This is a genomic window from Nocardia cerradoensis NBRC 101014 (assembly GCF_000308535.1).
Classification (GTDB): domain Bacteria; phylum Actinomycetota; class Actinomycetes; order Mycobacteriales; family Mycobacteriaceae; genus Nocardia; species Nocardia cerradoensis.
This window is the reverse complement of the sequence record NZ_BAFW01000079.1, coordinates 20,331-42,127: the sequence shown is the minus strand read 5'-3', so window position 1 is coordinate 42,127 and position 21,797 is coordinate 20,331. Positions and strand designations below refer to the sequence as shown.

General features: G+C 68.5%; 21 protein-coding genes, 1 tRNA gene and 1 pseudogene. 9 read left to right on the top strand and 14 right to left on the bottom strand.

Going from position 1 to position 21,797, the window contains the following annotated elements; all coding sequences use genetic code 11:
* Positions 1-164: 164 nt before the first annotated feature.
* On the bottom strand, positions 165-1,529 hold the full coding sequence (locus ON23_RS09435; protein WP_039777551.1) for an FAD-binding oxidoreductase: 1,365 nt from the start codon (positions 1,527-1,529) through the stop codon (positions 165-167).
* Between the two features lie 71 nt (positions 1,530-1,600).
* Between ON23_RS09435 and ON23_RS09430 the strand changes: the two genes are divergently transcribed.
* On the top strand, positions 1,601-2,512 hold the full coding sequence (locus ON23_RS09430) for a LysR family transcriptional regulator (protein WP_039777549.1): 912 nt from the start codon (positions 1,601-1,603) through the stop codon (positions 2,510-2,512).
* Between the two features lie 121 nt (positions 2,513-2,633).
* Here the strand turns inward: ON23_RS09430 and ON23_RS09425 are convergent, their stop codons facing one another.
* The gene (locus ON23_RS09425; protein WP_039777548.1) at positions 2,634-3,527 is read right to left on the bottom strand and encodes a LysR family transcriptional regulator; all 894 of its coding nucleotides are present in this window, start codon (positions 3,525-3,527) and stop codon (positions 2,634-2,636) included.
* 90 nt (positions 3,528-3,617) lie between these two features.
* On the opposite strand from ON23_RS09425, the gene ON23_RS09420 reads away from it, so the two are divergent.
* Positions 3,618-4,460, top strand: a complete 843-nt coding sequence (locus ON23_RS09420) for an oxidoreductase (RefSeq protein ID WP_039777547.1) — start codon at positions 3,618-3,620, stop codon at positions 4,458-4,460.
* 10 nt (positions 4,461-4,470) lie between these two features.
* Here ON23_RS09420 and ON23_RS09415 read toward each other — a convergent pair whose 3' ends face one another.
* The 4 genes from ON23_RS09415 to ON23_RS09400 form a co-directional block, all read right to left on the bottom strand.
* Positions 4,471-5,259 (bottom strand): amino acid ABC transporter ATP-binding protein, encoded by a 789-nt coding sequence (locus tag ON23_RS09415; RefSeq protein ID WP_083903804.1) that lies wholly within the window; start codon positions 5,257-5,259, stop codon positions 4,471-4,473.
* Positions 5,256-6,206, bottom strand: coding sequence for an amino acid ABC transporter permease (locus tag ON23_RS09410; protein WP_039777569.1), 951 nt, complete (start codon positions 6,204-6,206; stop codon positions 5,256-5,258). The genes ON23_RS09415 and ON23_RS09410 overlap by 4 nt, the downstream gene beginning before the upstream one ends.
* Positions 6,207-6,212: 6 nt before the next feature.
* Entirely contained in the window at positions 6,213-7,121 is a 909-nt protein-coding gene (locus ON23_RS09405; RefSeq protein WP_245555922.1) for an ABC transporter substrate-binding protein, read from the bottom strand.
* A gap of 152 nt (positions 7,122-7,273) precedes the next feature.
* Positions 7,274-8,356 carry an isocitrate/isopropylmalate dehydrogenase family protein gene (locus tag ON23_RS09400; RefSeq protein WP_039777566.1) on the bottom strand — a complete coding sequence of 361 codons (1,083 nt, stop codon included), beginning with the start codon at positions 8,354-8,356 and terminating at the stop codon, positions 7,274-7,276.
* A 167-nt stretch (positions 8,357-8,523) separates the two neighbouring features.
* Here ON23_RS09400 and ON23_RS09395 point away from each other — a divergent pair, with 167 nt between their 5' ends.
* Both ON23_RS09395 and trxA read left to right on the top strand, forming a co-directional pair.
* A complete protein-coding gene (locus ON23_RS09395; protein WP_039777545.1) occupies positions 8,524-9,045 on the top strand; it encodes a 2'-5' RNA ligase family protein in 522 nt (173 codons plus the stop codon).
* A gap of 76 nt (positions 9,046-9,121) precedes the next feature.
* Entirely contained in the window at positions 9,122-9,487 is a 366-nt protein-coding gene (gene trxA, locus ON23_RS09390) for a thioredoxin (protein ID WP_030514619.1), read from the top strand.
* A gap of 90 nt (positions 9,488-9,577) precedes the next feature.
* Here trxA and ON23_RS09385 read toward each other — a convergent pair whose 3' ends face one another.
* The 4 genes and pseudogenes from ON23_RS09385 to ON23_RS09365 form a co-directional block, all read right to left on the bottom strand.
* A complete protein-coding gene (locus tag ON23_RS09385; RefSeq protein ID WP_039777544.1) occupies positions 9,578-10,006 on the bottom strand; it encodes a 2-isopropylmalate synthase in 429 nt (142 codons plus the stop codon).
* A gap of 407 nt (positions 10,007-10,413) precedes the next feature.
* Positions 10,414-11,058: a class I SAM-dependent methyltransferase gene (locus ON23_RS09380; protein ID WP_039777543.1), complete on the bottom strand. Its 645-nt coding sequence runs from the start codon at positions 11,056-11,058 to the stop codon at positions 10,414-10,416.
* A 144-nt stretch (positions 11,059-11,202) separates the two neighbouring features.
* A pseudogene (polA, locus tag ON23_RS35845) lies at positions 11,203-14,014 on the bottom strand (DNA polymerase I).
* Positions 14,015-14,186: 172 nt separating this feature from the next.
* On the bottom strand, positions 14,187-14,813 hold the full coding sequence (locus ON23_RS09365) for an ANTAR domain-containing response regulator (RefSeq protein ID WP_036500534.1): 627 nt from the start codon (positions 14,811-14,813) through the stop codon (positions 14,187-14,189).
* Positions 14,814-15,010: 197 nt separating this feature from the next.
* On the opposite strand from ON23_RS09365, the gene ON23_RS09360 reads away from it, so the two are divergent.
* The 5 genes from ON23_RS09360 to ON23_RS09340 all read left to right on the top strand — a co-directional run bounded on the left by ON23_RS09360 (position 15,011) and on the right by ON23_RS09340 (position 17,395).
* A tRNA-Leu gene (locus ON23_RS09360) sits at positions 15,011-15,094 on the top strand.
* A 113-nt stretch (positions 15,095-15,207) separates the two neighbouring features.
* The gene (locus ON23_RS09355) at positions 15,208-15,411 is read left to right on the top strand and encodes a DUF1214 domain-containing protein (RefSeq protein ID WP_039777540.1); all 204 of its coding nucleotides are present in this window, start codon (positions 15,208-15,210) and stop codon (positions 15,409-15,411) included.
* Between the two features lie 96 nt (positions 15,412-15,507).
* Complete coding sequence (locus ON23_RS09350) at positions 15,508-16,089, top strand: phenylacetaldoxime dehydratase family protein (RefSeq protein ID WP_051042300.1); 582 nt, start codon at positions 15,508-15,510, stop codon at positions 16,087-16,089.
* Positions 16,090-16,253: 164 nt separating this feature from the next.
* Positions 16,254-16,883 carry an arsenate reductase/protein-tyrosine-phosphatase family protein gene (locus tag ON23_RS09345; RefSeq protein ID WP_039777539.1) on the top strand — a complete coding sequence of 210 codons (630 nt, stop codon included), beginning with the start codon at positions 16,254-16,256 and terminating at the stop codon, positions 16,881-16,883.
* A gap of 107 nt (positions 16,884-16,990) precedes the next feature.
* The gene (locus ON23_RS09340) at positions 16,991-17,395 is read left to right on the top strand and encodes a hypothetical protein (protein WP_039777537.1); all 405 of its coding nucleotides are present in this window, start codon (positions 16,991-16,993) and stop codon (positions 17,393-17,395) included.
* A gap of 31 nt (positions 17,396-17,426) precedes the next feature.
* Here the strand turns inward: ON23_RS09340 and ON23_RS09335 are convergent, their stop codons facing one another.
* The 4 genes from ON23_RS09335 to lgt all read right to left on the bottom strand — a co-directional run bounded on the left by ON23_RS09335 (position 17,427) and on the right by lgt (position 21,764).
* Positions 17,427-18,335 carry an acyl-CoA thioesterase gene (locus ON23_RS09335; protein WP_051042298.1) on the bottom strand — a complete coding sequence of 303 codons (909 nt, stop codon included), beginning with the start codon at positions 18,333-18,335 and terminating at the stop codon, positions 17,427-17,429.
* 1 nt (position 18,336) lies between these two features.
* The gene (gene pyk / locus ON23_RS09330) at positions 18,337-19,758 is read right to left on the bottom strand and encodes a pyruvate kinase (protein WP_083903802.1); all 1,422 of its coding nucleotides are present in this window, start codon (positions 19,756-19,758) and stop codon (positions 18,337-18,339) included.
* 103 nt (positions 19,759-19,861) lie between these two features.
* Positions 19,862-20,341, bottom strand: a complete 480-nt coding sequence (locus ON23_RS09325) for a TM2 domain-containing protein (RefSeq protein WP_039777536.1) — start codon at positions 20,339-20,341, stop codon at positions 19,862-19,864.
* A gap of 31 nt (positions 20,342-20,372) precedes the next feature.
* Positions 20,373-21,764 carry a prolipoprotein diacylglyceryl transferase gene (gene lgt / locus ON23_RS36780; protein ID WP_083903800.1) on the bottom strand — a complete coding sequence of 464 codons (1,392 nt, stop codon included), beginning with the start codon at positions 21,762-21,764 and terminating at the stop codon, positions 20,373-20,375.
* Between the last annotated feature and the right edge of the window lie 33 nt (positions 21,765-21,797).

Here is a 21,797-nt window from a genome sequence, read left to right as displayed (position 1 = left end):
GCCGATCAGTCCGGCGGTGCCGACCACCAGCAGCACCAACAGCATCAAGAACCCGTTCAGCCGGAAGGCCGGACGCAGCGACATGACATCCTCCCAATATTGAAGTGATATCACGACGATAGCGCAGCGATACTCCCCGCGACAAGGGCCGGGGGCGGAGCGGGTCAGACCGGCCGGATGTTGCGGTTGAAACGGAACAGGTTGGCCGGGTCGTATGCGGACTTCAGCGCTCGCAGCCGGTCGTAGGTCCGCGCCGCGTATCCGGCGCGGGTCTGGTTCTCGTCGGCCCACTCCCCGGCGCCGTACAGGAAGTTCAGATTGTGGCCGATCGTCCACGGCGCCAACGTCTTCGCGACCAGGTCGTGGTAACCCCGCAGATCGGGGCCGTCCGAGTTCGGCATCGTGATGACGCGTGCGTTGTATTCGGCCTCCCGGTGATCCATCGCGATACCCGCCGGACCGGGGCGGCGCAGCGCACCGCCGAGATGGCGGAAGCCCGCCACCGCCGCGACCGGCGCCTCGGGGCCGGTGACATCGAGGAAAGCCGACGCCGCATCCGCGGTCAGATCCGACAGCAGGGCATTGGTCGCGGTATAGGCGTGCGGGAAATTCGGGTCCCGGTAGATGCCGTGCGTGTCGCGGTAGGGCATGGTCCGCAGATCGTCGGCGATCCGGGCGCCCACCTCGCGCAGCGGCCGGACCAGCCGCTCACCGTCGGCGGCCGACCCGGTGAAGGCGATGTTGACGGTGGCCAGATAGCGCCCGCGCAGCGGTTCCGGAATCACCGGGACGTCGGGCATCGTCATCATGGTGATCGCCGAGGTCATCTCCTCGGGGACCTCGGCGGTCCACTGCCGCCACGCCTCGAGCGCGGGTTCGACCAGCGGGGTGTCGAAGGTGAGTTGTCCGCCGTAGACCTCGGCGATCGGGAACAGTTCGAGTTCCATACCCGTCACTACACCGAAGTTGCCGCCGGAACCCAGTGCGGCACCGAACAATTCGTCACCCGGTGTGAGGCGGCGCAGCCGCCCGTCGGCCGTCACCAGTTCCAGGACGCGGACGCGGTCGGCGGCGTAGCCGAAGGTGCGCGCCAGAATGCCGAGCCCGCCACCGAGGTGATAGCCGACCACGCCGACCGAGGGCGAGGAGCCGTTCAGTGGCGCCAGACCGTGCGCGACCGCCGCCGCGATCAGCGCCTCGGCCTGCACACCGGCGGCCACCCAGGCGGTGCGGGCTTCCGGATCGACGCGCACGTCGGTCATGCGGCGCGTGCTGATCAGCACACCGCCCACGGCCGGCACCGAGAGCCCGTGGCCGGTCGCCTGAACAGCGACGGGCAGCCCGTGCCGAGCGGCGAATTCCACGGCCGCGCGCACATCCTCGGCGTGCACCGCGCCGACGACCAGATCCGGCCGGTGCGTGTAGGCGGTCTGGAAGCCGGAAACCTCGGCGTCGTAGCCGTCCGCACCCGGGCGGAAGACCGGGCCGGTGACGGTGGGCAGTTCGGCGGGGAAGGTCGAGTTCGTCATGCCCTGAACTCTGCCGTCGGGCAAACGAGAAGTAAAACAGATAGTTCTTCTCGATACTAGAATTAACAGTTATGGAACTGCGGCAGTTGCGCTACTTCGTCACCGTCGCCGAGGAGGCGAATTTCACCCGGGCGGCTCAGCGGCTGCATCTGGCCCAGCCCGGTCTCTCGGCACAGATCCGGCAGCTGGAACGGGAACTGGGTCAGCCGCTGCTGGACCGGTCGGGACGCACCGTGACACTGACCGCCGCCGGTGCCGCCGTGCTGCCGTACGCACAATCGGCGTTGGCTGCGGCACAACAGATCTCGTTCACCGTCGACGAGTTCACCGGATTGTTGCGAGGACAGGTCCGGATCGGCCTGATCTCCGGGGCGGCGACCGAGGAGTTCGACGTCGCGACGGTCCTGTCGGCGTTCCATCGGGACCATCCGCAGGTCGGCATCACCCTCACCGAGGACACCACGGAGCGGATGCTCGCGGCGCTCACTCACGGCGAACTCGATATCGCCCTGGTCGGGCTGACCGGCGCGGAACTCGACGAACGCCTGGCCGTCGACGTCGTCTTCGAGACGCGCCTGGCCGCGGCCGTGGCGCGCGACGACCACGAATTCGGATCGCGGATCGCGCTGGCCGAGTTGCGCGAGCGCTCCCTGATCTGCCTGCCGCGTGGCACCGGGATTCGCGGCGTGCTCGAACGTTGCTGTGCCGCCGCTGGATTCACTCCGAGGATCGAGTTCGAGGCCGCCGCGCCGCCGCTGCTCGTTCAACTGGCGGCCGGTGGACTGGGAATCGCCGTGGTTCCGGCCCTCGGCGCCGCCCAAGCCGAGGCCGCGGGAGTCCGGATGATCGAGATCACCGACCCGGCGATGCACGGACAGCTCGGCCTGGTCTGGCGTTCGGATCGACCGGCGGCGTCGGCCGCGAAGGTACTGCTCGGGCAGTTGCGGATCGCCCTGGGCCGCCGGAAGGCGGCGCACCGATGAGACCGTGCACGCGCATGCCGGCCCCTGGAACCCGAGGCGTCCGCCGACTCGGGCCCGGCGCGACGACGCCCCGATCCGGCGACCACGGCCGCGAGCCGAGCCGCTCGCGCCCGCCGACGGCTCATCCGGCGCCGACCGCCGAGCGGCACGCGTCGATATATCCGCGGACGAGCGGGCGGGAGTCGCCGCGCCGCCACGCCAGCGCCAGTTCGCTCGGGCCGATACCGCGTACTTCGCGGGCCACCACACCCTCGTGGGCGATGAGCGGAACATTGCCCGCCGCGAGGAGCACCACACCGTCACCGTTCAGCAGTGCCTCGTAGGTTTCCTCGGTGCTGGAGATCACCGCCCCGATGATCGGGGCGCGGCCGCCCCGCGCGTCGACGGCCAGCCAGTAGTCGCGCAACTCGGCCGCCGACTCCGGCAGGGCGAGGAACGGTTCATCGAGCAGGTCTGCGAAATCCACCACCGAATGTGCTGCGAGAGGGTGGTTTTCGGGTAGCGCCACCATGCGCGGTTCGCGTGCCACCACGATCCAGTCGTAGCGGTCCGGCTGGGCCAGTGGCAGCCACACGAAGGCGACATCGGTGCCCGCATCGGCCAGTCCGGCGGTCGGATCGGACCAACTCAGCTGGCGCAGTGCGGGTTTCGCGTGCGGGAAGGCGGTGGCGAACCGGGACCGCACGGCCGGGAGTAAACCGCGCCCCGGGCTGGTACTGATCCCGATGGTCACGGTGGCATGCTGGCCGGCCTTCGCGGCTTCCACGTCGGCACGTGCGATATCCCAGTCCGCCAGCAGCTTTCGCGCATGCGGCAGCAACGTCCGGCCCACCGGGGTGAGGCGGACCGCCCTGCCGTCGCGATCGAACAGCGGCGCCCCGATCCGGCGTTCCAGGGCGCGGATCTGCTTCGACAGCGCGGGCTGGGAGATGAACAGGGCCTCGGCCGCACGGGTGAAGTTCAGTTCGTCGGCGACGGCGACGAAGTACCGCAGATCCCGTCCGTGCACATCCATAACCCATGGTTATAGCGAAAGGTCTTGGACTCCACCACTGGGGACAGGCAAGGATTTCTCTCGTACCCAGAACTATCGAGGAGAGTTTCCGTGAGCACAGGCAAGGTCTGGCTGATCACCGGCGCCAGTAGCGGTTTCGGCCGCGCGATCGCCCAGGACGCGATCGACGCCGGCGATATCGTCGTCGCGGTCGCCCGCCGCACCGCGGCGCTGGACGATCTGGTCGCCGCCCACCCCGATCGCATCGAGGCCGTCGCGCTCGACGTCACCGACACCGCCCGCGTCGACGCGGTGGTCGCCGATGTGATCGCCCGCTACGGCCGCATCGACGTGCTGGTCAACAATGCCGGGCGCACCCAGGTCGGCGCGGTGGAGGAAACCACCGACCGGGAATTGCGGGACCTTTTCGACCTGCACGTCTTCGGTCCCGCCGCCCTCACCCGCGCCGTCCTGCCGCAGATGCGCGCCCAGGGCAGCGGAGCGATCGTGATGATGAGCAGTGTGGGCGGCCAGATGTCGTTCGCCGGTTTCTCCGCCTACAGCGCCACCAAATTCGCGCTGGAAGGCCTGTCGGAGGCGCTGGCCGACGAGGTGGCGCCGTTCGGCATCCGGGTGCTCGTCGTGGAGCCCGGCGCCTTCCGCACCGGCCTGTTCGGTTCCGGCGCAGCCTATTTCAGCGCCGAATCCGACGCCTATGCCGACACCGCGGGCAAGACCCGCCGCATGATCGAGAGCGGCGACGGCACCCAGCCCGGCGATCCGGCCAAGGCCGCCGCCGCCATCCGCGCCGCCCTCGAGGCCGAGCGCACCCCGCTGCGGCTGCCGCTGGGCAGCGATTCGGTCGACACCCTGCTCGGCCACCTGGACTCCGTGCGCGCCGACATCGTCGAATGGGAAAAGGTTGCGCGCGCAACGGCTTTCGACGAGGACTGAGCCTCGTTTCCTACAGGATTCGGGACAGGAAGGCCTGGGTTCGCTCGTGTTGCGGATTCGCCAGCATCTCGCGCGGATTCCCGGCCTCCACCACCACTCCCCCGTCCATGAACACCAGCTGGTCGGCGACCTCGCGGGCGAAACCCATTTCGTGCGTGACGACGACCATCGTCATGCCCGATTGCGCCAATTCGCGCATGACCGTGAGGACTTCGCCGACCAGTTCGGGATCCAGGGCGGAGGTGGGCTCGTCGAACAGCATCAGCTTCGGATCCATCGCCAAGGCGCGGGCGATGGCGACGCGCTGCTGCTGGCCGCCCGACAGCTGCGCGGGATAGGCATCGGCCTTGTCCGCCAAGCCGACTCGATCGAGCAGTTCCCGAGCGCGAGCGACCGCCTGGGAGCGGGAGATCTTCTTCACATGAATCGGCGCCTCGACCACATTCGCCAGCGCGGTGCGATGCGGGAACAGGTTGAAATGCTGGAACACCATGCCGACGTCGCGGCGCTGGCGTGCCGACTCCCGCGGACGCAGTTCGTAGAGTTTGCCGCCGCGCTCGCGATAGCCGACCAGATCGCCGTCGACGTAGAGCCGCCCGGCGTTCACCCGTTCCAGATGGTTGATACAGCGCAGAAAGGTCGACTTGCCGGAGCCGGACGGGCCGATCAGGCACATCACCTGCCCGCGCGCGACCTCGAGCGACACACCCTGCAACACCTGCAGCGCGCCGAAGTTCTTGCACACCCGCTCGGCGCGGATCATCGGGACATCGGCCGAAGCCGCCGTGGCGCTGCTCATTTACCGGCCTCCGTGGTCTGCTGGGTGGTGGCCAGCGCGCGCAGCTGGCGGCCGGTCAGCTGCCGCGTCACCCCGCGCGAGTAGTACCGCTCGAGATAGAACTGGCCGACCATCAGCACACTGGTGATCGCCAGATACCAGGTCGCGCTGACCAGCAGCAGCGGGATCGGCTGGAAGTTGATGCCGTAGATATCGCGGGCGCGACCGTACAGATCGGTGGTCAGCGGGATCGCGGTGACCAGTGAGGTGGTCTTCAACATGGAGATCAGCTCGTTGCCGGTGGGCGGGATGATCACCCGCATCGCCTGCGGCAACACCGTGCGCCGCATGGTCTGGCCCCACGACATGCCCAGCGCCACCGACGCCTCGCGCTGCCCCTCACCCACCGAATTGACTCCGGCACGCACGATCTCGGCCATATAGGCGGCCTCGTTCAGTCCCAGGCCGATCATCGCGAAGATGAACGGCTGCGACCAGTCCTGCACATCCCAGTGCACGAAACTGGGCCCGCCGAACGGGATTCCGAGCTGGATCGATTTGTACAGCGCCGGGAACAGGCCCCAGAAGACGAGCTGGATATACACCGGAGTGCCGCGGAAGATCCACAGATACACCCACGACACCGACCGCAGCACCGGATTGGGCGACAGCCGCATCACCGCGAGCATCACACCGAGCACGACGCCGATCGCCATCGCCAGCACGGTCAGTTCGAGGGTGACCACCGCGCCCTCGGATATCCGCCGATCGAACAGATACTTCCAGTAGGTGTCCCAGCGGTAGGCCGGATTGGTGGCGGCGCCGTAGACGAACAGCCCGAGCAGGATCAGCAGCACCGCCGCCGCGATCCAGCGTCCCGGCCGCCGCAGCGGTACGGCCTCGATCGGCTCCGGCATCGATGCCTCGGGCGGCCCGGCCTGCGAGCCGGCGGGGGGTTGCGCGGACATGTGCACTCAGCCTTTCGCGCCGTTGATGACCGACGTGGTGATCGCTCCGGCCTCCACGCCCCAGTTCTGCGCGATGGTGCGATAGACGCCGGAATCGATCAGATGCTGCAGCGCCGCTTGCAGCACCGGGGCCAGCGGCGAGCCCTTCGGCACCGGCCAGCCGTAGGGTTCGGCCTCGAACACCGGGCCCGCGGCCTCGATGGTGTCGGGATTGCGCTTGATCGCGTACGCGGTGACCGGGGAGTCGGCGGACATGGCGTCGACCTGGCCGAGGACCAGCGCGGTGGCCGCCGCACTCTGTTCGTCGTAGGACATCTTGTGGATCTCGGGCTTGCCGGCATCGGTGCAGGCCTTCGATTTCGCCGGGATCTCGTCGATGTCCTCGGTGGTGGTCCGCTGCACCGCGACCTTCTTGCCGCAGGCATTGTTCGGATCGACGGGACGGCCCTTGCGCTGTGCCCACTGGATACCGGCGGAGAAGTAGTCGACGAAATCGACGGTCTTCTCCCGCGTCAGGTTGTCGGTGAACGACGACATGCCCACATCGACGGTGCCGGCCTCGATCGCGGGGATGATCTTCTCGAAGTCGGCTTCCTGATAGTCGGCGCGCACACCGAGCACGCCCGCGACCGCGTCCATCAGGTCGACGTCGAATCCGATGATCTGCCCGGTATGCGGATCCCGGTACTCGTTGGGCTGATACGGAACGTTCACACCGACCACGAGCCGTCCCGCCTGCGCGATCTTCGGCGGCAGCTGCGCCGCGATCGACTCGACCTTCGTCACCGGCACCTTGGGCACCTTCGGCGATTCGTCCTCGGTGTTGTCCGCACATCCCGCCGCCAGCACCGCCGCACCGACGATCACGCACGCGGCTCGCAGGATGTACCCGCGGGCGCCGAGTCGAACTGACACGCGGCCCTCCGTATTCGCGCGACCCGCCCCCGCGGGCGGGTCGCCGTGTAGCAATGCAGCCATTCGGAAATCTAGGCGATCGGCACAGGATGCGCCGGTCGGTTACCGAAGGTTAATGCGCGCCGCGACCGGCGGCAGGGGTACACGCCGATTCATCGGCGATGCACGCGGGCCCGGACCTGCTCGGTGAATTCACTGGTCGAGGCCAGTCCGCCGAGGTCGGCGGTGGCGATACCGGCCGCCAGGGTCGCCGCCACCGCCCGCTCGATCCGGTCGCCCGCGCCGAGCAGTGCCGGATCGCCGTCCCGGGTGCCCAGCCAGCGCAGCAGCATCGCGGCCGACAGTTGCAGGGCGCCCGGATTCGCGCGGTTGCGTCCCGCCAGCGCGGGGGCCGCGCCGTGCACCGCCTGCGCCATCGCCTTGTCGGCCGAGCAGTTCAGCGAGGCGGCCAGGCCCAGCGAACCGGCGAGCTCCCCCGCGAGGTCGGAAAGTATGTCGCCGAACAGGTTCTCGGTCACCAGGACGTCGTAGTCACCGGGCGCCCGGACCAGATGGGCCGCCGCGGCGTCGACATGTTCGTCGTTCACCTCGACGCCCGAGTAGCCGGCCGCCACCTCCCAGCACACGTCGCGGAACAGACCCATCGTCATCGGCAGCACATTCGCCTTGTGCACGATCGTCAACCGGCCGCTCCGCGCGGCCGCGAGGGCACAGGCCTGATGCGCGATGCGTTCGCAGGCGGCCCGGGTGATCACGGCCACGGCCATCGCCACATCGGCGGTGGGCCGGAATTCGCCCGAACCGGCGAACATGTTGCGGTCGGCGTAGAAGCCCTCGCTGTTCTCGCGCACGATCACCAGATCGATGTCGGTCGCGGCCGCCCGCACCCCTGGAAAGGTCCGAGCCGGGCGGATATTCGCGTACAGGCCGAAGCGTTTGCGGATCGCCCCGCCCGGCGGAGCCCCGACGCGGTGGTGCGGCGCGTAGGAGACGTTGTCGTGCGGACCGAGAATCCAGGCGTCGAGATCGGCCAGAGCGGACAGCGTGGTTTCCGGCAGGGGTTCCCCGCATTCGGCGATGGCCGCATGCCCGATCGGCAGTTCGACCCACTCGGGCGTCGCCGCGCCGGCCGCGGCGAGCGCCTCGTCCACCACCGCCCGGGTCGCCTGTACCACCTCCGGCCCGATGCCGTCGCCCTCGATCAGCCCCAGCCGCACCACCCGCCGCGAATCCACCGCGCTCACTCCTCTGCTCGCACCCCGTCCCGGCCGGTCCGCGGCCCGGCACACCGGGTCACCCTATGGGTGGCGCGTCACCGAGCCCACCGCGGGCCCGGGACCGCCGGCCGAAGTCGGGTAATCGACGCCCACGCGCGATCCCCGCGCGTAAGTTGGCCTGAATCATGGTGCAGTCGGTGGAGTTGGTGCTCGACGAGGCGGCGGAGGCCGAGATTCGCCGGCAGTGGCGCATGCTGGCCGAAGCCGGAATGCACAGTCCCACACCGCCACACCGGCCGCACATCAGCGCCGCGGTCGCCCGCGAGATCTGGCCGCGACTGGACAGGACACTGGCCGCCCTGCCGTTCGAGCCACTCCCGATCAGGCTCGGCGGGCTGCTGATATTCGGCGCCCGCCATCCGATTCTGGTACGGCTGGTGGTGCCCACCGAGGACCTGCTGACGATGCAACGGCGCATCGCGGCGGTCGTCGACGCATGTCCCGGCGTTCCGGCGAACATGTGCCCGGACGCGTGGACCCCGCATGTGACGCTGGCGCGACGGGTGAGACCGGAGCACTGGCCCGCGGCGATCGACGCGGTGGCCGCCGAGCGGGATTTTGCGGCTACCGTGGTGGGTATTCGGCGGTGGGACGGTGATCGGCGGATCGAGTGGCCGATCGCCCCAGGGGGTGGGGACCACAGTTGAGCCGCGGACGCCGGCCGCACGGAAGATATGCGCAGCGTCCCGCGTTGCACCGCAGACAACGACACGAGAGGAACCCATGGCCACCCAGACCCTGACCGCGCAGAACTTCGACGAGATTGTGACCGGAAACGACGTCGTCCTCGTCGATTTCTGGGCCGATTGGTGCGGGCCCTGCAAGGCGTTCGCGCCCACTTTCGAGGCGTCCTCGGAACAGCATCCTGATGTCGTCCACGGCAAGGTCGACACCGAGGCCGAGCAGAGCCTCGCCGCCGCCGCCAACATCCGCTCCATCCCCACGATCATGGCCTTCCGCGAGGGTGTCCTGGTCTTCGCGCAGCCGGGCGCACTGCCGCCGGCCGCGCTCGAGGATCTGGTCTCCCAGGTGAAGGCGCTCGATATGGAAGAGGTGCGCAAGCAACTCGCCGAACAGCAGCAGGGCTGACCCGCCCGAACCGGTGCCGCATCCCGATTCCTCACGAAACGGGATGCGGCACCGGCCTTTTCGCGTGTCGGCTCGGTTGCCGAGTTCGGCTCAGTTCCCGAGTTTGTTGAGGCCGGCGATCATGGCCCGGACCGTCGACTCCGGTCCGTCTCCGGCGAGCGCGGCGCCCCAGCCTCGACGGCCGTTGCATTCGCACTGCACGAAGGTGGCGGTGCCGCTGCCGGTACGCCGCTGGTGGAACTGCAGAATCTCCACCGGGTAGCCCTCGTCGTAGAGCGCCGAGGTCAACGCGGCGACCGGGCTACCCGCGGACACCACGGTCCGCGCATGTCCGGCCAGTTCGATGGTGGCGGTATAGGTCGCCCGCTGTTCGGCCCGCGCCCAGTCGCTGAGCTTGACCGGGCCGGTGTGCGCGCAGTAGCGGTCGTAGAACTCCGCGGGCGTCAGGTCGGCGGATTCGGCGCGCAGCCCCTTGGGCGCGGCCGCGATGAAGGCATGTGTATCGATAGTGATCGTCATTGGACTAGGTCTTCCCGAAGCTTTGTCGTTGGTCGGATGACAGAAGGGGACCAGCGCAAACACTTGTCAACGGCCGCAGCGAGGGGGCCGGTCCGAATCAGCTCCCGCTACGGCGAGGTACTACGAGAAGTCGCGCCGCAGCCACCATCGCGGTAAGCGGAAGGCGCACCACGCGGTCGCGGTCGGCGACGTTGCGCGCGGCGCTGTGGCTTGCGGCGGGATTCGGCACGGCTTCGAGAATATGGACTCGTCGCGACGATGGCAACAATATTGCGGCGGAACCAACGAGTAACTTCGTCACATTTTCGAGTGAACGGTATGCCAACGGACAGTGCCGTGGTGAGCGCCGCATTCGCGCAGGCCACAGCGGGTCCACAGGTTGCGCCGCGGACAGGTTCGGCGTGTCGTCACCGCAGTTGCCCGGGCTTGTCCCACCGCAACAGATAGCGCCAGAACACCAGTCGGCGCACCCGCGCGCCCGGCAGGATGTCGCGCGCCCGGCGAGCGACCTCGCGCGTGGTGAGTGGCGGATCGAGCACGACCGGCATCGCCGCATGCGTGGGTTCGTGGGCGTACCAGGTGCCGCGGCCCGTTGCGCGCAGCGCCGCGAAAGTGAGGCCGAAGGCGCGGTGCGCGAGTGCCGCCGTGACTTCGGCGGGCAGTTCACGCAGTGGATCGGCCCGCGGCAGCGCGATCACCGCGAGCACCCCACCCGGCCGCAGCGTGTGCGCGAGGCGCGGCAGCACCTGTTCGAGGGGCATGTGATGGAGGGTGGTGAGCGATACGACGGCGTCGTAGGCGGCCTCCGGCAGCGGATGCCCGAGTATGTCGGCCTGCGCGCAGGCGACATTGTCCGGAACGACGCGGCGCGCGGCCTCGATCATCTCCGCCGACCGGTCCACCGCGTCGACGCGGTCGGCACGCCGCGCCAGCTCGGCCGCCAAAGCGCCTGCCCCGCAACCGACTTCGAGGATCCGCTCACAATGCTGCGGCAGCTGTCGTAGCAGCGTCCGGTGATAGAAAGCGTTGTGATCCCAGTCCCATGCACCCATCGCGCCACCCTACGATGCCGCCGGTCGAGCGCGGGCCGACCGGCGCGGATCCCCGGTGCGACACCGCGGCGATCACCGATCTCCCCTCCGCACACAGCTCCGAGCACGGCGGCGACGGGTGAGCGGGCTCGCTCGGCGCCCCGATCAGTGCGCGGCCGAGTCCCAGCTGCGGCCCACGCCGACGGAGACCTCGAGCGGAACCGACAGGTCGATGGCGCTCGACATCTGTTCGCGGGCAAGCGATTCCAGTGCCTCCCGCTCGCCCGCGGCGACCTCGAAGACGAGTTCGTCGTGGATCTGCAGCAGCATGCGCGAACGCAGACCCGCCTCGGCGATGGCGGCCTGGGTGTTGATCATCGCGACCTTGATGATGTCGGCGGCGGTGCCCTGGATGGGCGCGTTGAGCGCCATCCGCTCGGCGGCCTCGCGACGCTGGCGGTTGCTGGAATCCAGGTCGGGCAGATAGCGGCGACGGCCGAACAGCGTCTCGGTGTAGCCGACCTTGCGCGCCTGGTCCACCGCGTCGCGCAGATAGTCGCGAATCGCGCCGAAACGGGAGAAGTAGACCTCCATCTGCGCCTTCGCCTCCTCGGCGCTGATCCGCAGTTGCTGCGAGAGCCCGTACGCGGACAAGCCGTAGGCCAGGCCGTAGGACATCGCCTTGATCCGGCGGCGCATCTCGGGGTGCACATCGGCGATCGGGATGTCGAAGGCCTTGGACGCGACGAAGCTGTGCAGGTCCTCGCCGGAGTTGAACGCCTCGATCAGTCCCGCGTCCTTGGACAGGTGCGCCATGATGCGCATCTCGATCTGGCTGTAGTCCGCCGTCATCAGCGATTCGTAGCCGGGGCCGACGACGAAGGTGTCGCGAATGCGCCGGCCCGTGTCGGTGCGGATCGGGATGTTCTGCAGATTCGGCTCGGTCGAGGACAACCGGCCGGTGGCGGCGATGGTCTGGTTGAACGTGGTGTGGATGCGGCCGTCGTCGGCGACCGACTTCAGCAGCCCGTCCACGGTGACCTTGAGGCGGGTCGCGTCGCGGTGCGCCAGCAGATGTTCGAGGAAGGGATGCTGGGTCTTCTCGAACAGCGACTCGAGCGCGTCGGCATCGGTGGTGTAACCGGTCTTGGTCCGCTTCGTCTTGGGCATATCCAGCTCGTCGAACAGCACCACCTGCAACTGTTTCGGCGAACCCAGGTTGATCTGCTTACCGATCACCTCGTAGGCCGCGTCCGCGGCCGAGGCCACCCGGTCGGCGAATTCGCGCTGCAACTCGTCCAGTTTGTCGCAGTCGACGGCGATGCCGGCGTGCTCGAGTTCGGCCAGCACACCCAGCAGCGGCAGTTCCATCTCGGTGAGCAGCGGCACGGATTCGATGCGGTCGAGTTCGGTGTCGAACGCCTCGGCCAGGTCGGCCACGGCGCGGGCGCGCAAAATCTCGGCCTGGGCCAGTTCGGTGTCGACCTGGTCCTCGTCGTCGAGCAGCGACAGCTGGGCGTCCTCGGCGGCTTCGACCCGCAACTCCCGCGACAGGTACCGCAACGACAGATCGTCGAGATTGAAGGTGCGCTGCCCGGGCCGGACCAGATAGGCCGCGAGCGCGGTGTCGCTGGTGAGCCCGGCCAGCCGCCAGCCGCGCCCGCGCAGGGCGTGGATGGCCGCCTTGGCCTCGTGCACGGCCTTCGGGTCGTCGGCGTCGGCGAGCCAGCGACCGATGGCGAGCTCGTCCTCGGGGGTCGAGCGCGACCACGTCGAAGTAGCCACCCTCCCCGTCGGCGGCGGCGATCGCGATCGCCTTCACATCACCCTGCACGGGCGTGGTCGTCCCCACGATCGAAACGCCGTGGCGTGCACCGGCTTTCGCATGCTCGGCCAGCCAGTCCGCGGCGGCGCCGGGTGCGACCGGGCCGCCGCTGATCTCGAAACCGCTCTCGGCCTCCGGCTCCGGCGGCGCCAGCGTCTCGAACAGCCGGTCCCGCAGCACCCGGAACTCGAGATCGTCGAACAGGCGGTGGATCTTGTCGCGATCCCACGGCTGCTGGGCGAGCTGCTCCGGGGTGTACGGCAGCGGAACATCCTTGACCATCTCGGTGAGCTGCCGGTTGAGCACCACACTGGACAGGTTCGCGCGCAGCGCGTCGCCCACCTTGCCGCGTACCTCGTCGACCCGCTCCACCAGACCGGGCAGGTCGCCGAATTCGCGAATCCACTTGGTCGCCGTCTTCTCCCCCACGCCCGGAATGCCGGGCAGATTGTCGCTCGGGTCGCCACGCAGGGCCGCGAAATCCGGATACTGGGCCGGGGTCAGGCCGTACTTCTCCTCGACCGCCTCCGGTGTGAACCGGGTGAGCTCGGAGACGCCCTTCTTCGGGTACAGCACGGTGACATCGGGGTTGACCAGTTGCAGCGAATCGCGGTCGCCGGTGACGATGAGCACCCGGAAGCCTTGCGGCACAGCCTGAGTCGCGAGGGTGGCGATGATGTCGTCGGCCTCGTAGCCCTCGATGGCCATCACCGGGATGCCGAGCGCGCCGAGCACCTCCTGGGTGATCTCCACCTGTCCGCGGAATTCGTCGGGCGTGGAGATGCGGTTGGCCTTGTACTCCGGGTAGGCCTCGACCCGGAAGGTCTTCCGGCTGACGTCGAACGCCGCCGCCACATGGGTCGGCCGCTCGTCGCGCAGCAGGTTGATCAGCATGGCGGTGAAGCCGTAGACGGCGTTGGTCGTCTGTCCGGTGACGGTCTTGAAGTTCTCCGCCGGTAGCGCGTAGAAGGCGCGGTAGGCCAGGGAATGGCCGTCCAGCAACAACAGCGTGGGACGCTCGCCGGGGGCACCCGCCGCCGTACTGCCGGCTTTCGGCACTGCCGCTGCGGCGGTGGTGGACGACACACTGCCCTGACGCTGATCGGTGGAGGCTGGAGTCACGGCACAGAGTCTAGGGACAAGCACCGACATCCCCGGCCACCGGGCACGGACCGGCCTGTGTCGCGTTCGAATTCGCCCACGCGGATCCGGCGGCCCGCTGTCACGCACGCCACACCCGCCCCACGGGACCGGGTGGCTGTGTCGTGCCCACGCTCGACCGGCGCGGCCGGCACCCGATGCGCGGCCGACCGCGCAGCGGCGATCAGGACTTCGGCGCGAGATTGTCCAGGACGACCTCCGCGACCGCCTTCATGGTGGTGCGGCGATCCATCGCGGTGCGCTGGATCCACTTGAACGCCTGCGGTTCCGACAGCCCCTGCGTCTGCATCAGCACGCCCTTCGCGCGCTCGACCAGTTTGCGGGTCTCCAGGCGGTCGGAGAGGTTCGCGACCTCCTGCTCCAGCGCCGAGATCTCGTGAAAACGGCTGGCCGCCAACTCGATCGCCGGCACCAGATCCGATTTCGTGAACGGCTTCACCAGATAGGCCATCGCACCCGCGTCGCGTGCCCGCTCCACCAGGTCACGCTGGCTGAAAGCGGTCAGAATCACCACGGGCGCAACACGTTTGGAGGCGATTTCACCGGCGGCATCGATACCGTCGCGCCGCGGCATCTTCACGTCCATGATGACCAGATCGGGGCGCAGTTCCACGGCCAGATCGACCGCCTGCTGGCCGTCACCGGCCTCGCCCACCACCTGGTAGCCCTCCTCGGAGAGCATCTCCACAAGGTCCATCCGGATGAGCGCCTCGTCCTCGGCCACCACGACACGCTTCGCGGCAGCCGGCGCGTCCTGCTTCGCGCCCGCGCCCCCTGCATTCGTTCCCATAGACAGACCCCTCGATATTCCGATGCCGATACCCGATGTGCGCCTCCGGTCCCACCCTGTCACCGGCCACGCACAGCCGAGTGTCCTAAAGCGTACCGTTCACCTTCGCTGACAACCCATCTACCCAGCGGGAACCCGCCCGCGCTGGACCGATTCGGTAACCTGGGCACCCACCGGCTATCATTTCCTCCCGGTGCGCCGAGTTGGCGGAACTGGCAGACGCGACGGTCTCAAAAACCGTTGTCCTCACGGACGTGTGGGTTCGAGTCCCACACTCGGCACCGATCGGAATCCGGCACGGCCACCCGTTCGCGCCCGGCCCGCGCCTGCGCGCGATCCTCGACACCGCCGCCCGCACGCGGCCGGCCGAACCGACAACCCCCATCCCAGCCTCATGAGCCTGTCCGGCACGGTCCGCACCGAATCCGACGGTTCCATCGACCTCCGGTTCGGCCCCATCGCGCCCGACGGCCGGGAATCGAACTGGATCCGGACCCTGCCCGGCAAGAGCCGGTTTCCCATGCTTCGCCGCTACGGACCGCTGCCACCGTGGTTCGACAAGGACTGCAAGCCCGGCGAGATCACCGAAACCCCCTGACGAAACCGGCCGTACCGATCGAACCGAATCGGTAGGACAGCCCGTGAACACGCGTAGGGTGGGGCACACGACCCCGGGCAGGAGGAGGTCGCGCGTATGCGGGTGAACCGGCTCACCGCGGATCTTTCGGGATATCCCGATCTGGTGGTGATCTATCTGGGAATGCGGGTGCGGACCCCGCGAGGGGTGCTGCGTCTGCTCGGCCTCGGGCCGAAACTGTATCGCTCCCATCATGATCGGCCCGACGGGCTGCTGCGGCACGAGGACATCATCTGGTCACTGTTCCCACCACACTGGGGCGCCCGCCAATACTGGCGTGACCTGGACAGCCTGGAGCGCTGGACCCGATCCCAGCCGCACCGCGACTGGTGGCAGCGGTTTCTGCGCGACTCCGGCGGCACCGGATTCTGGCACGAGGCCTACTTCCTGCGCGGCGGCATCGACACCATGTACGACGATATGACCACACCCACCGGCCTGGGCGCCTTCGCCCCGACCCGGACGATGCGCGGACCGTTGTTCAGCGCGCGCGGCCGGGCCCGGGACAACGCCGCCCGCGCCGGCGCGGACAACGCGCACCTCGGCGCGGAACCGACGGTCGCGCCGGTCGTCGAGGAAGCCTCCTACTATCGAAGCGCTTCCGGCGCCGACGGTTCCGAGGCGGACCGGCAGACGTAGCGCCACGCCCTCGCGCATCCGGTCAGCTTCGCGCAGCCGGTCAGCGACAATTCGGCAAACGGTCGAACGCGACTCGCTACCGGCAGCTGAACATCGCGTGAAATCAGCGGTTTTCGGCCGTCCTCGGCTTCTGCCGGAGGCCGCGGCCACCTACCGTAGCAGTCATGCACGTCCTGTTCGTCTGCTCCGGCAACGTCTGCCGCTCGGTGATCGCCGAACGTCTGACCCGCGCCGTCGCGGCCGAACACGGTCTCGACGACCTGACCGCCGAGAGCGCCGGCACCCGCGCACTCGTCGGCTTCGGCGTCGATCCCCTTGCGGCACAGACCATCACGGGCCTCGGCGCGGATCCTGGCAACTTCTCAGCACGCAAGTTGAAGCCGGAGATGGTCGCGCGCGCGGATCTCGTGCTCGCGATGACCGAGCAGATCCGCGACGACATCATCGACCTGGTTCCGAATGCCCGGTCCCGGACCTTCACGCTACTCGAGGCCTATCGGGTGGCGAAGGTCTCCGGCGCTCGGACGATCGCCCACATCGACAGTGCCCGAAACGATCTCGCACTGGTGGGGCGGGAGAACATCGCCGACCCGGTCGGGCTCTCGAGCGAAAAGTACTGCGCCGTCGGCGATCGGATCGCCGAGACGCTGGTTCCGCTGCTGCTCGCGCTGCACGCTCATCGCGACGCGGGGCGCACGACGTCCGGCCGGCCCCGTTTGGTCCTGCTGCCCGGCGGGCGCATCGAGACCCCGCCGTGGGGTATCGAACCCGTGCGAATCGGCCGTCACGCCTGAACAATCCGGCGCCGGGCATGCCGCTCTCCCGCGGATCGGGATCCGGGGTTAGACTCCCCGCGGAAACTGCCGACGCCGATGGTTCGACACCGGAACAGGACACAGACATGCCGAAACGAATTTCGGATGTTTCACTCCATGTTTACGTCACACCGGAAACGCTCGACCGCGTCGTGCACACCGTGCGCTGCGTGGTCGACGACCACCTCGCCGAGCACGATGTTTTCGCCTGGCGCTTCACCCTGCCCGTCGACGCCGATCAGCCCGATCACACGGTGCTGGAGACGCAGTGGCGCCTGGAACACCCCCACCGCGACCCCGGCTCGCGATGCACCTACGAGATCGCGCTCAGCCTGGTGGGCGATCCCGATCAGCTGACCGAATCCGGCTTGGCCGCACTCGAGCATCGATTGGTCCTCGGGATCGCCACCACCGCCGACGCCATTCCCTACACGATCTCCGCGCTCCATCGCGACAGCTACGACTTCGACGAGAACCGCGAACGCCTCTGAACGCCGCTGAACGCCGCTGAACGCCGCTACGCTACTTGCCGCGCGCCGGGAAGTGCCTGATCACGCCTTCCTGCACGACGGTGGCCAGCAGCTCACCGGCCCGCGAGTAGAAGTGACCGGTGGCCAGACCGCGCGAACCGGCGGCCACCGGTGACTGCGTCGCGTAGAGGGCCCAATCGTCGAAGCGGAACGGACGGTGGAACCAGATCGAATGGTTCACCGTGGCGGCCACGATCCGGTCGTGCCCCCACGACAACCCGTGTGTGGTGATGATCGAATCCAGCACCGTGGTGTCGGACGAATAGCCCAGTGTCGCAACGTGGATCAGCGGATCGTCGGGCAGTTCGCCGTCGGCCTTCATCCACACGCGGTTGTGGTTCAGGGTGCCGCCGGTGCCCTTGAGAATCCACGCCGGATCGTTGGTGTAGCGCATGTCGATCGGATGCGGCGCCTGCACGAACATCTGCAGTTTGTCCTCGAACCCGGAGAAGGACTCCTCCACCCGGGGCAGCCCGTCCGGATCGGGCACCTGCGGCTGCGGGCTGGCGTGTTCCAGGCCCTTGGCCCAGTCCTGGAACGCCGCCAGCATCACGAACAGCTCCTGGTCGCCCTGATACGCCGTCACCGTGCGGTTGGCGAAGGCACGCCCGTCACGATGGCGTTCGACCCGGTATTCGATCGGTTTGCGCACATCGCCGCCGCGCACGAAATGCGCGTTGACCGCATGCACCGGGCGTCCCGGCCCGACCGTGCGACCGGCCGCGATGATCGCCTGCGCCACCAGCTGGCCGCCGAAGGTGCGACTCCACACCTTCTCCGGATGGTGACCGAGGAAGACGTCCTCGCCGATCTCCTCGAGTTCGAGCAGGCCGAGCAGGACGGCGAGATCGCCCCCGCTCTCGCGGCCGGTGCCGACCGATTCGCCCAGTGATGCGCTCACCTCAGTGGTCCTCCTCGCCGATGCGATGCACGTGGATCAGGTTCGTGGAGCCGACGGTTCCCGGCGGGGAGCCGGCCACGATCACCACGAGGTCGCCCTTGGCGTAGCGATTCAGCGACAGCAGTTCCTTGTCGACCTGGCCGATCATCTCGTCGGTGGTACCGACCGGCGGGACGATGAAGGTTTCCACACCCCAGGTCAGCGCCAGCTGGCTGCGCACCTCGGGCAGCGGGGTGAACGCCAGCAGCGGCAGCGTGGTGTGCAGGCGGGCCAGCCGGCGCACGGTGTCACCGGACTGGGTGAACGCCACCAGCGCCTTGGCGTTGAGCCGCTCGCCGATATCGCGGGCCGCGTAGGAGATCACGCCGCGCTTGGTGCGCGGGACGTGGGTCAGCGGCGGCACCCGGGTCGAGGATTCGGATTCCACGGCGTGCACGATGCGCGCCATCGTGCGCACCGTCTCGATCGGATACTGGCCGACCGAGGTCTCACCGGAGAGCATGACCGCGTCGGCGCCGTCGAGCACGGCGTTGGCCACATCGGAGGCCTCGGCGCGGGTCGGGCGGGAGTTGCCGATCATCGACTCCAGCATCTGGGTGGCGACGATGACGGGTTTCGCGTTCTCCCTTGCCATCTGGATCGACCGCTTCTGCACCAGCGGCACCTGCTCGAGCGGCAGCTCGACGCCGAGGTCGCCACGGGCCACCATGATCGCGTCGAAGGCGAGCACGATCGCCTCGAGATTGTCGATGGCTTCGGGCTTTTCGAGTTTGCCGATCACCGGCACCCGGCGGCCGACGCGATCCATGATGTCGTGGACCAGCTCGACGTCCGACGGCGACCGCACGAACGACAGGGCGATGAAGTCCACGCCGAGCCGCAGAGCGAATTCCAGATCCTCGATGTCCTTCTCGGACAACGCCGGAACGGAAACGTCCATACCCGGCAGCGAGACGCCCTTGTTGTTGGAGACCGGACCGCCCTCGGTCACACGGCACACCACGTCGTTGCCCTCGACGCGAACCACGGTCAGCCCGACCTTGCCGTCGTCGACGAGCAGGCGGTCACCGGCCTTGGCGTCCTCGGATAGTTGTTTGTAGGTGGTGGAGACGCGATCGTGGGTGCCTTCCACGTCGTCTACCGTGATCCGCACCTCCTCGCCCGTCGCCCACACGGTGCGGCCGTCGATGAATCGGCCCAAGCGGATCTTCGGTCCCTGCAGGTCGGCGAGAATGCCGACCGCTCGGCCCATCTGCTCGGCGGCGTGCCGCACCTTGTGATAGTTCTCGGCGTGATCGGCGTGTTCTCCGTGACTGAAATTCAACCGGGCCACGTCCATGCCGCTGTCGACAAGTTCACGGATCCGGTCCTCGGTGGCGGTGGCCGGTCCGAGGGTGCACACAATCTTTGTCCGTCGCATCACGAACCGAGCCTAGTCCTGCCGCCGCGGTGGCGCTGATCGGCACACCCGCCACTGTCAATCGACGAAAATATGACGCACGTCACATATTTGCCCGGCATGGTCGTCACTCCTGCAGGGGGCGGTTGTACGGGTCGCGAACTTTGCCGGTGAGGATCAGAATCGCGTCGATGAACGGCCAGATGCCGCCCAGCCCGCAGGTGAACAGCGTGACCAGCAGCTGGGCGACGCCGATGCCGGTGTAGCCGAGGTAGAACCGGCCGATCCCGAGGCCGCCGACGAACAGTTGCAGCAGCCCCGCGGTGAGTTTCGATTTGTCCGAGAACGGCTCGCCGTACATGTTGCGCCCGTAGGGCGCCTCCGGATCCATGCCGTAGGGGGCGGGCGGATAGCCGGGGGCGGGAGCGTAGGGCTGGGCGTACGGGTCCGCGGGCTGGCCGTAGGGCTGGCTGTAGCCGTAGGGGCCGGATTGGCCACCCGCGTCGTAGGGGCCAGATGGGCCGTAGCCGCCCGGATTCCCCGGTCCGGTACCCGGTGCACCGTACTGCGGGCCGTAGCCGGGCTGCGGCTGATAGGGGTCGGTCACGAAGTCCTCCTGGTTCGAGCGGTCGCCCCGCTCAGCTCTTGTCCGCCTTCTTCCGGCCCGGCTTACCCGACTTGCCTTCGGCCTGCCGCTCGCTGTTCCCGGCGCTGGTGACACCGGCCGCATCCTTGTCATCGGCGGGCGGATCCAGTTCGTTGCCGGTCGCCGCCGAATCGGACGGGCCGGCGGTGGAGTCGTCCGATTCGCCGGATCCGGAACTTGCGTCCGCGGGGTCGGACTCGGCGGATGTCTCCGGCTTCGCCGCCGATTGCGCCGGCTTCGCCGACGATTCCTCCGGCTTCGCCGACGAGGACTCCTTCTCGGATCCCGCGTCGGTCTTCCCGGCCTCGGACGCGTCGACGGTCTTCCCGGCCGCGCTCCCATCGTCCGCGGGCTTCGCGGCTTCGCCGAGCTCGTCGCCGGCGGATTTCTCGGCCGTGACCGCAGCTGTGCTCTCGGCCGCGGCGGACTCCTGCCCGGCGGCGCCGTGCCGGCGCAGGGCGCCGATCTGCCAGGGCCAGGGGCGCTCGCCGCCGGCGGCGAGTTGCGCGGCGGTTTCGCGGCCCTTGGTGGCGAGGGCGAAATACGCCAGAGCACACAGGAATACGATCGCCGAGGTGTAGGAGTTGACCCGGATGCCGAAGATGTGGGTGGCCTCGTCGTCGCGCAGCAGCTCGACCCAGAAGCGGCCGAAGGTGTAGATCGCCACGTACAGCGCGAACAGGCGGCCGTGGCCGATCCGCCAGCGTTTGTCCACCGCCACCAGCACCAGGACGCCGAGCAGATTCCAGATCAGCTCGTAGAGGAAGGTCGGCTGCACGACCTTCTCCACCACGCCGGTGGAGACGCCGTTCATCATGTCCAGCCGGCCGTCGGAGTCGAACCGCAGATAGATCTCGAGGCCCCACGGCAGATCGGTCTTGCGGCCGTAGAGTTCCTGATTGAAGTAGTTGCCGAGGCGCCCGATGGCCTGGGCGAGCAGAATCGCCGGGGCGATGGCATCGCCGAAGGCGGGCAACGGAATTCGATACACCCGGCAGCCGATCCAGGCGCCGATGCCGCCGAGCAGCACCGCGCCCCAGATACCGAGGCCGCCCTCCCAGATCTTCAGCGCGTTGATCGGATGCCCGCCGGCGCCGAAGTACTTCTCCCAGTCGGTGGCCACGTGGTAGAGCCGGCCGCCGACGAGTCCGAACGGCACCGCGAACATCGCGACGTCGAGCACCTTGCCCGGCTCGCCGCCGCGCTCGCGCCAGCGCCGCTCACCCCACCAGATCGCGACGATGATGCCGATGATGATGCAGATCGCATAGGCACGCAGCGGGAACGGCCCCACATCCCATACGCCTCGCGGCGGACTGGGAATATAGGCCAGTACCGCCCCACCGTGCACATCGACGCCGTCTGCCAGGACTGGAAAAGTCACGGGCCCCACCGTAACGGAGGGTGCGCCCGCCGC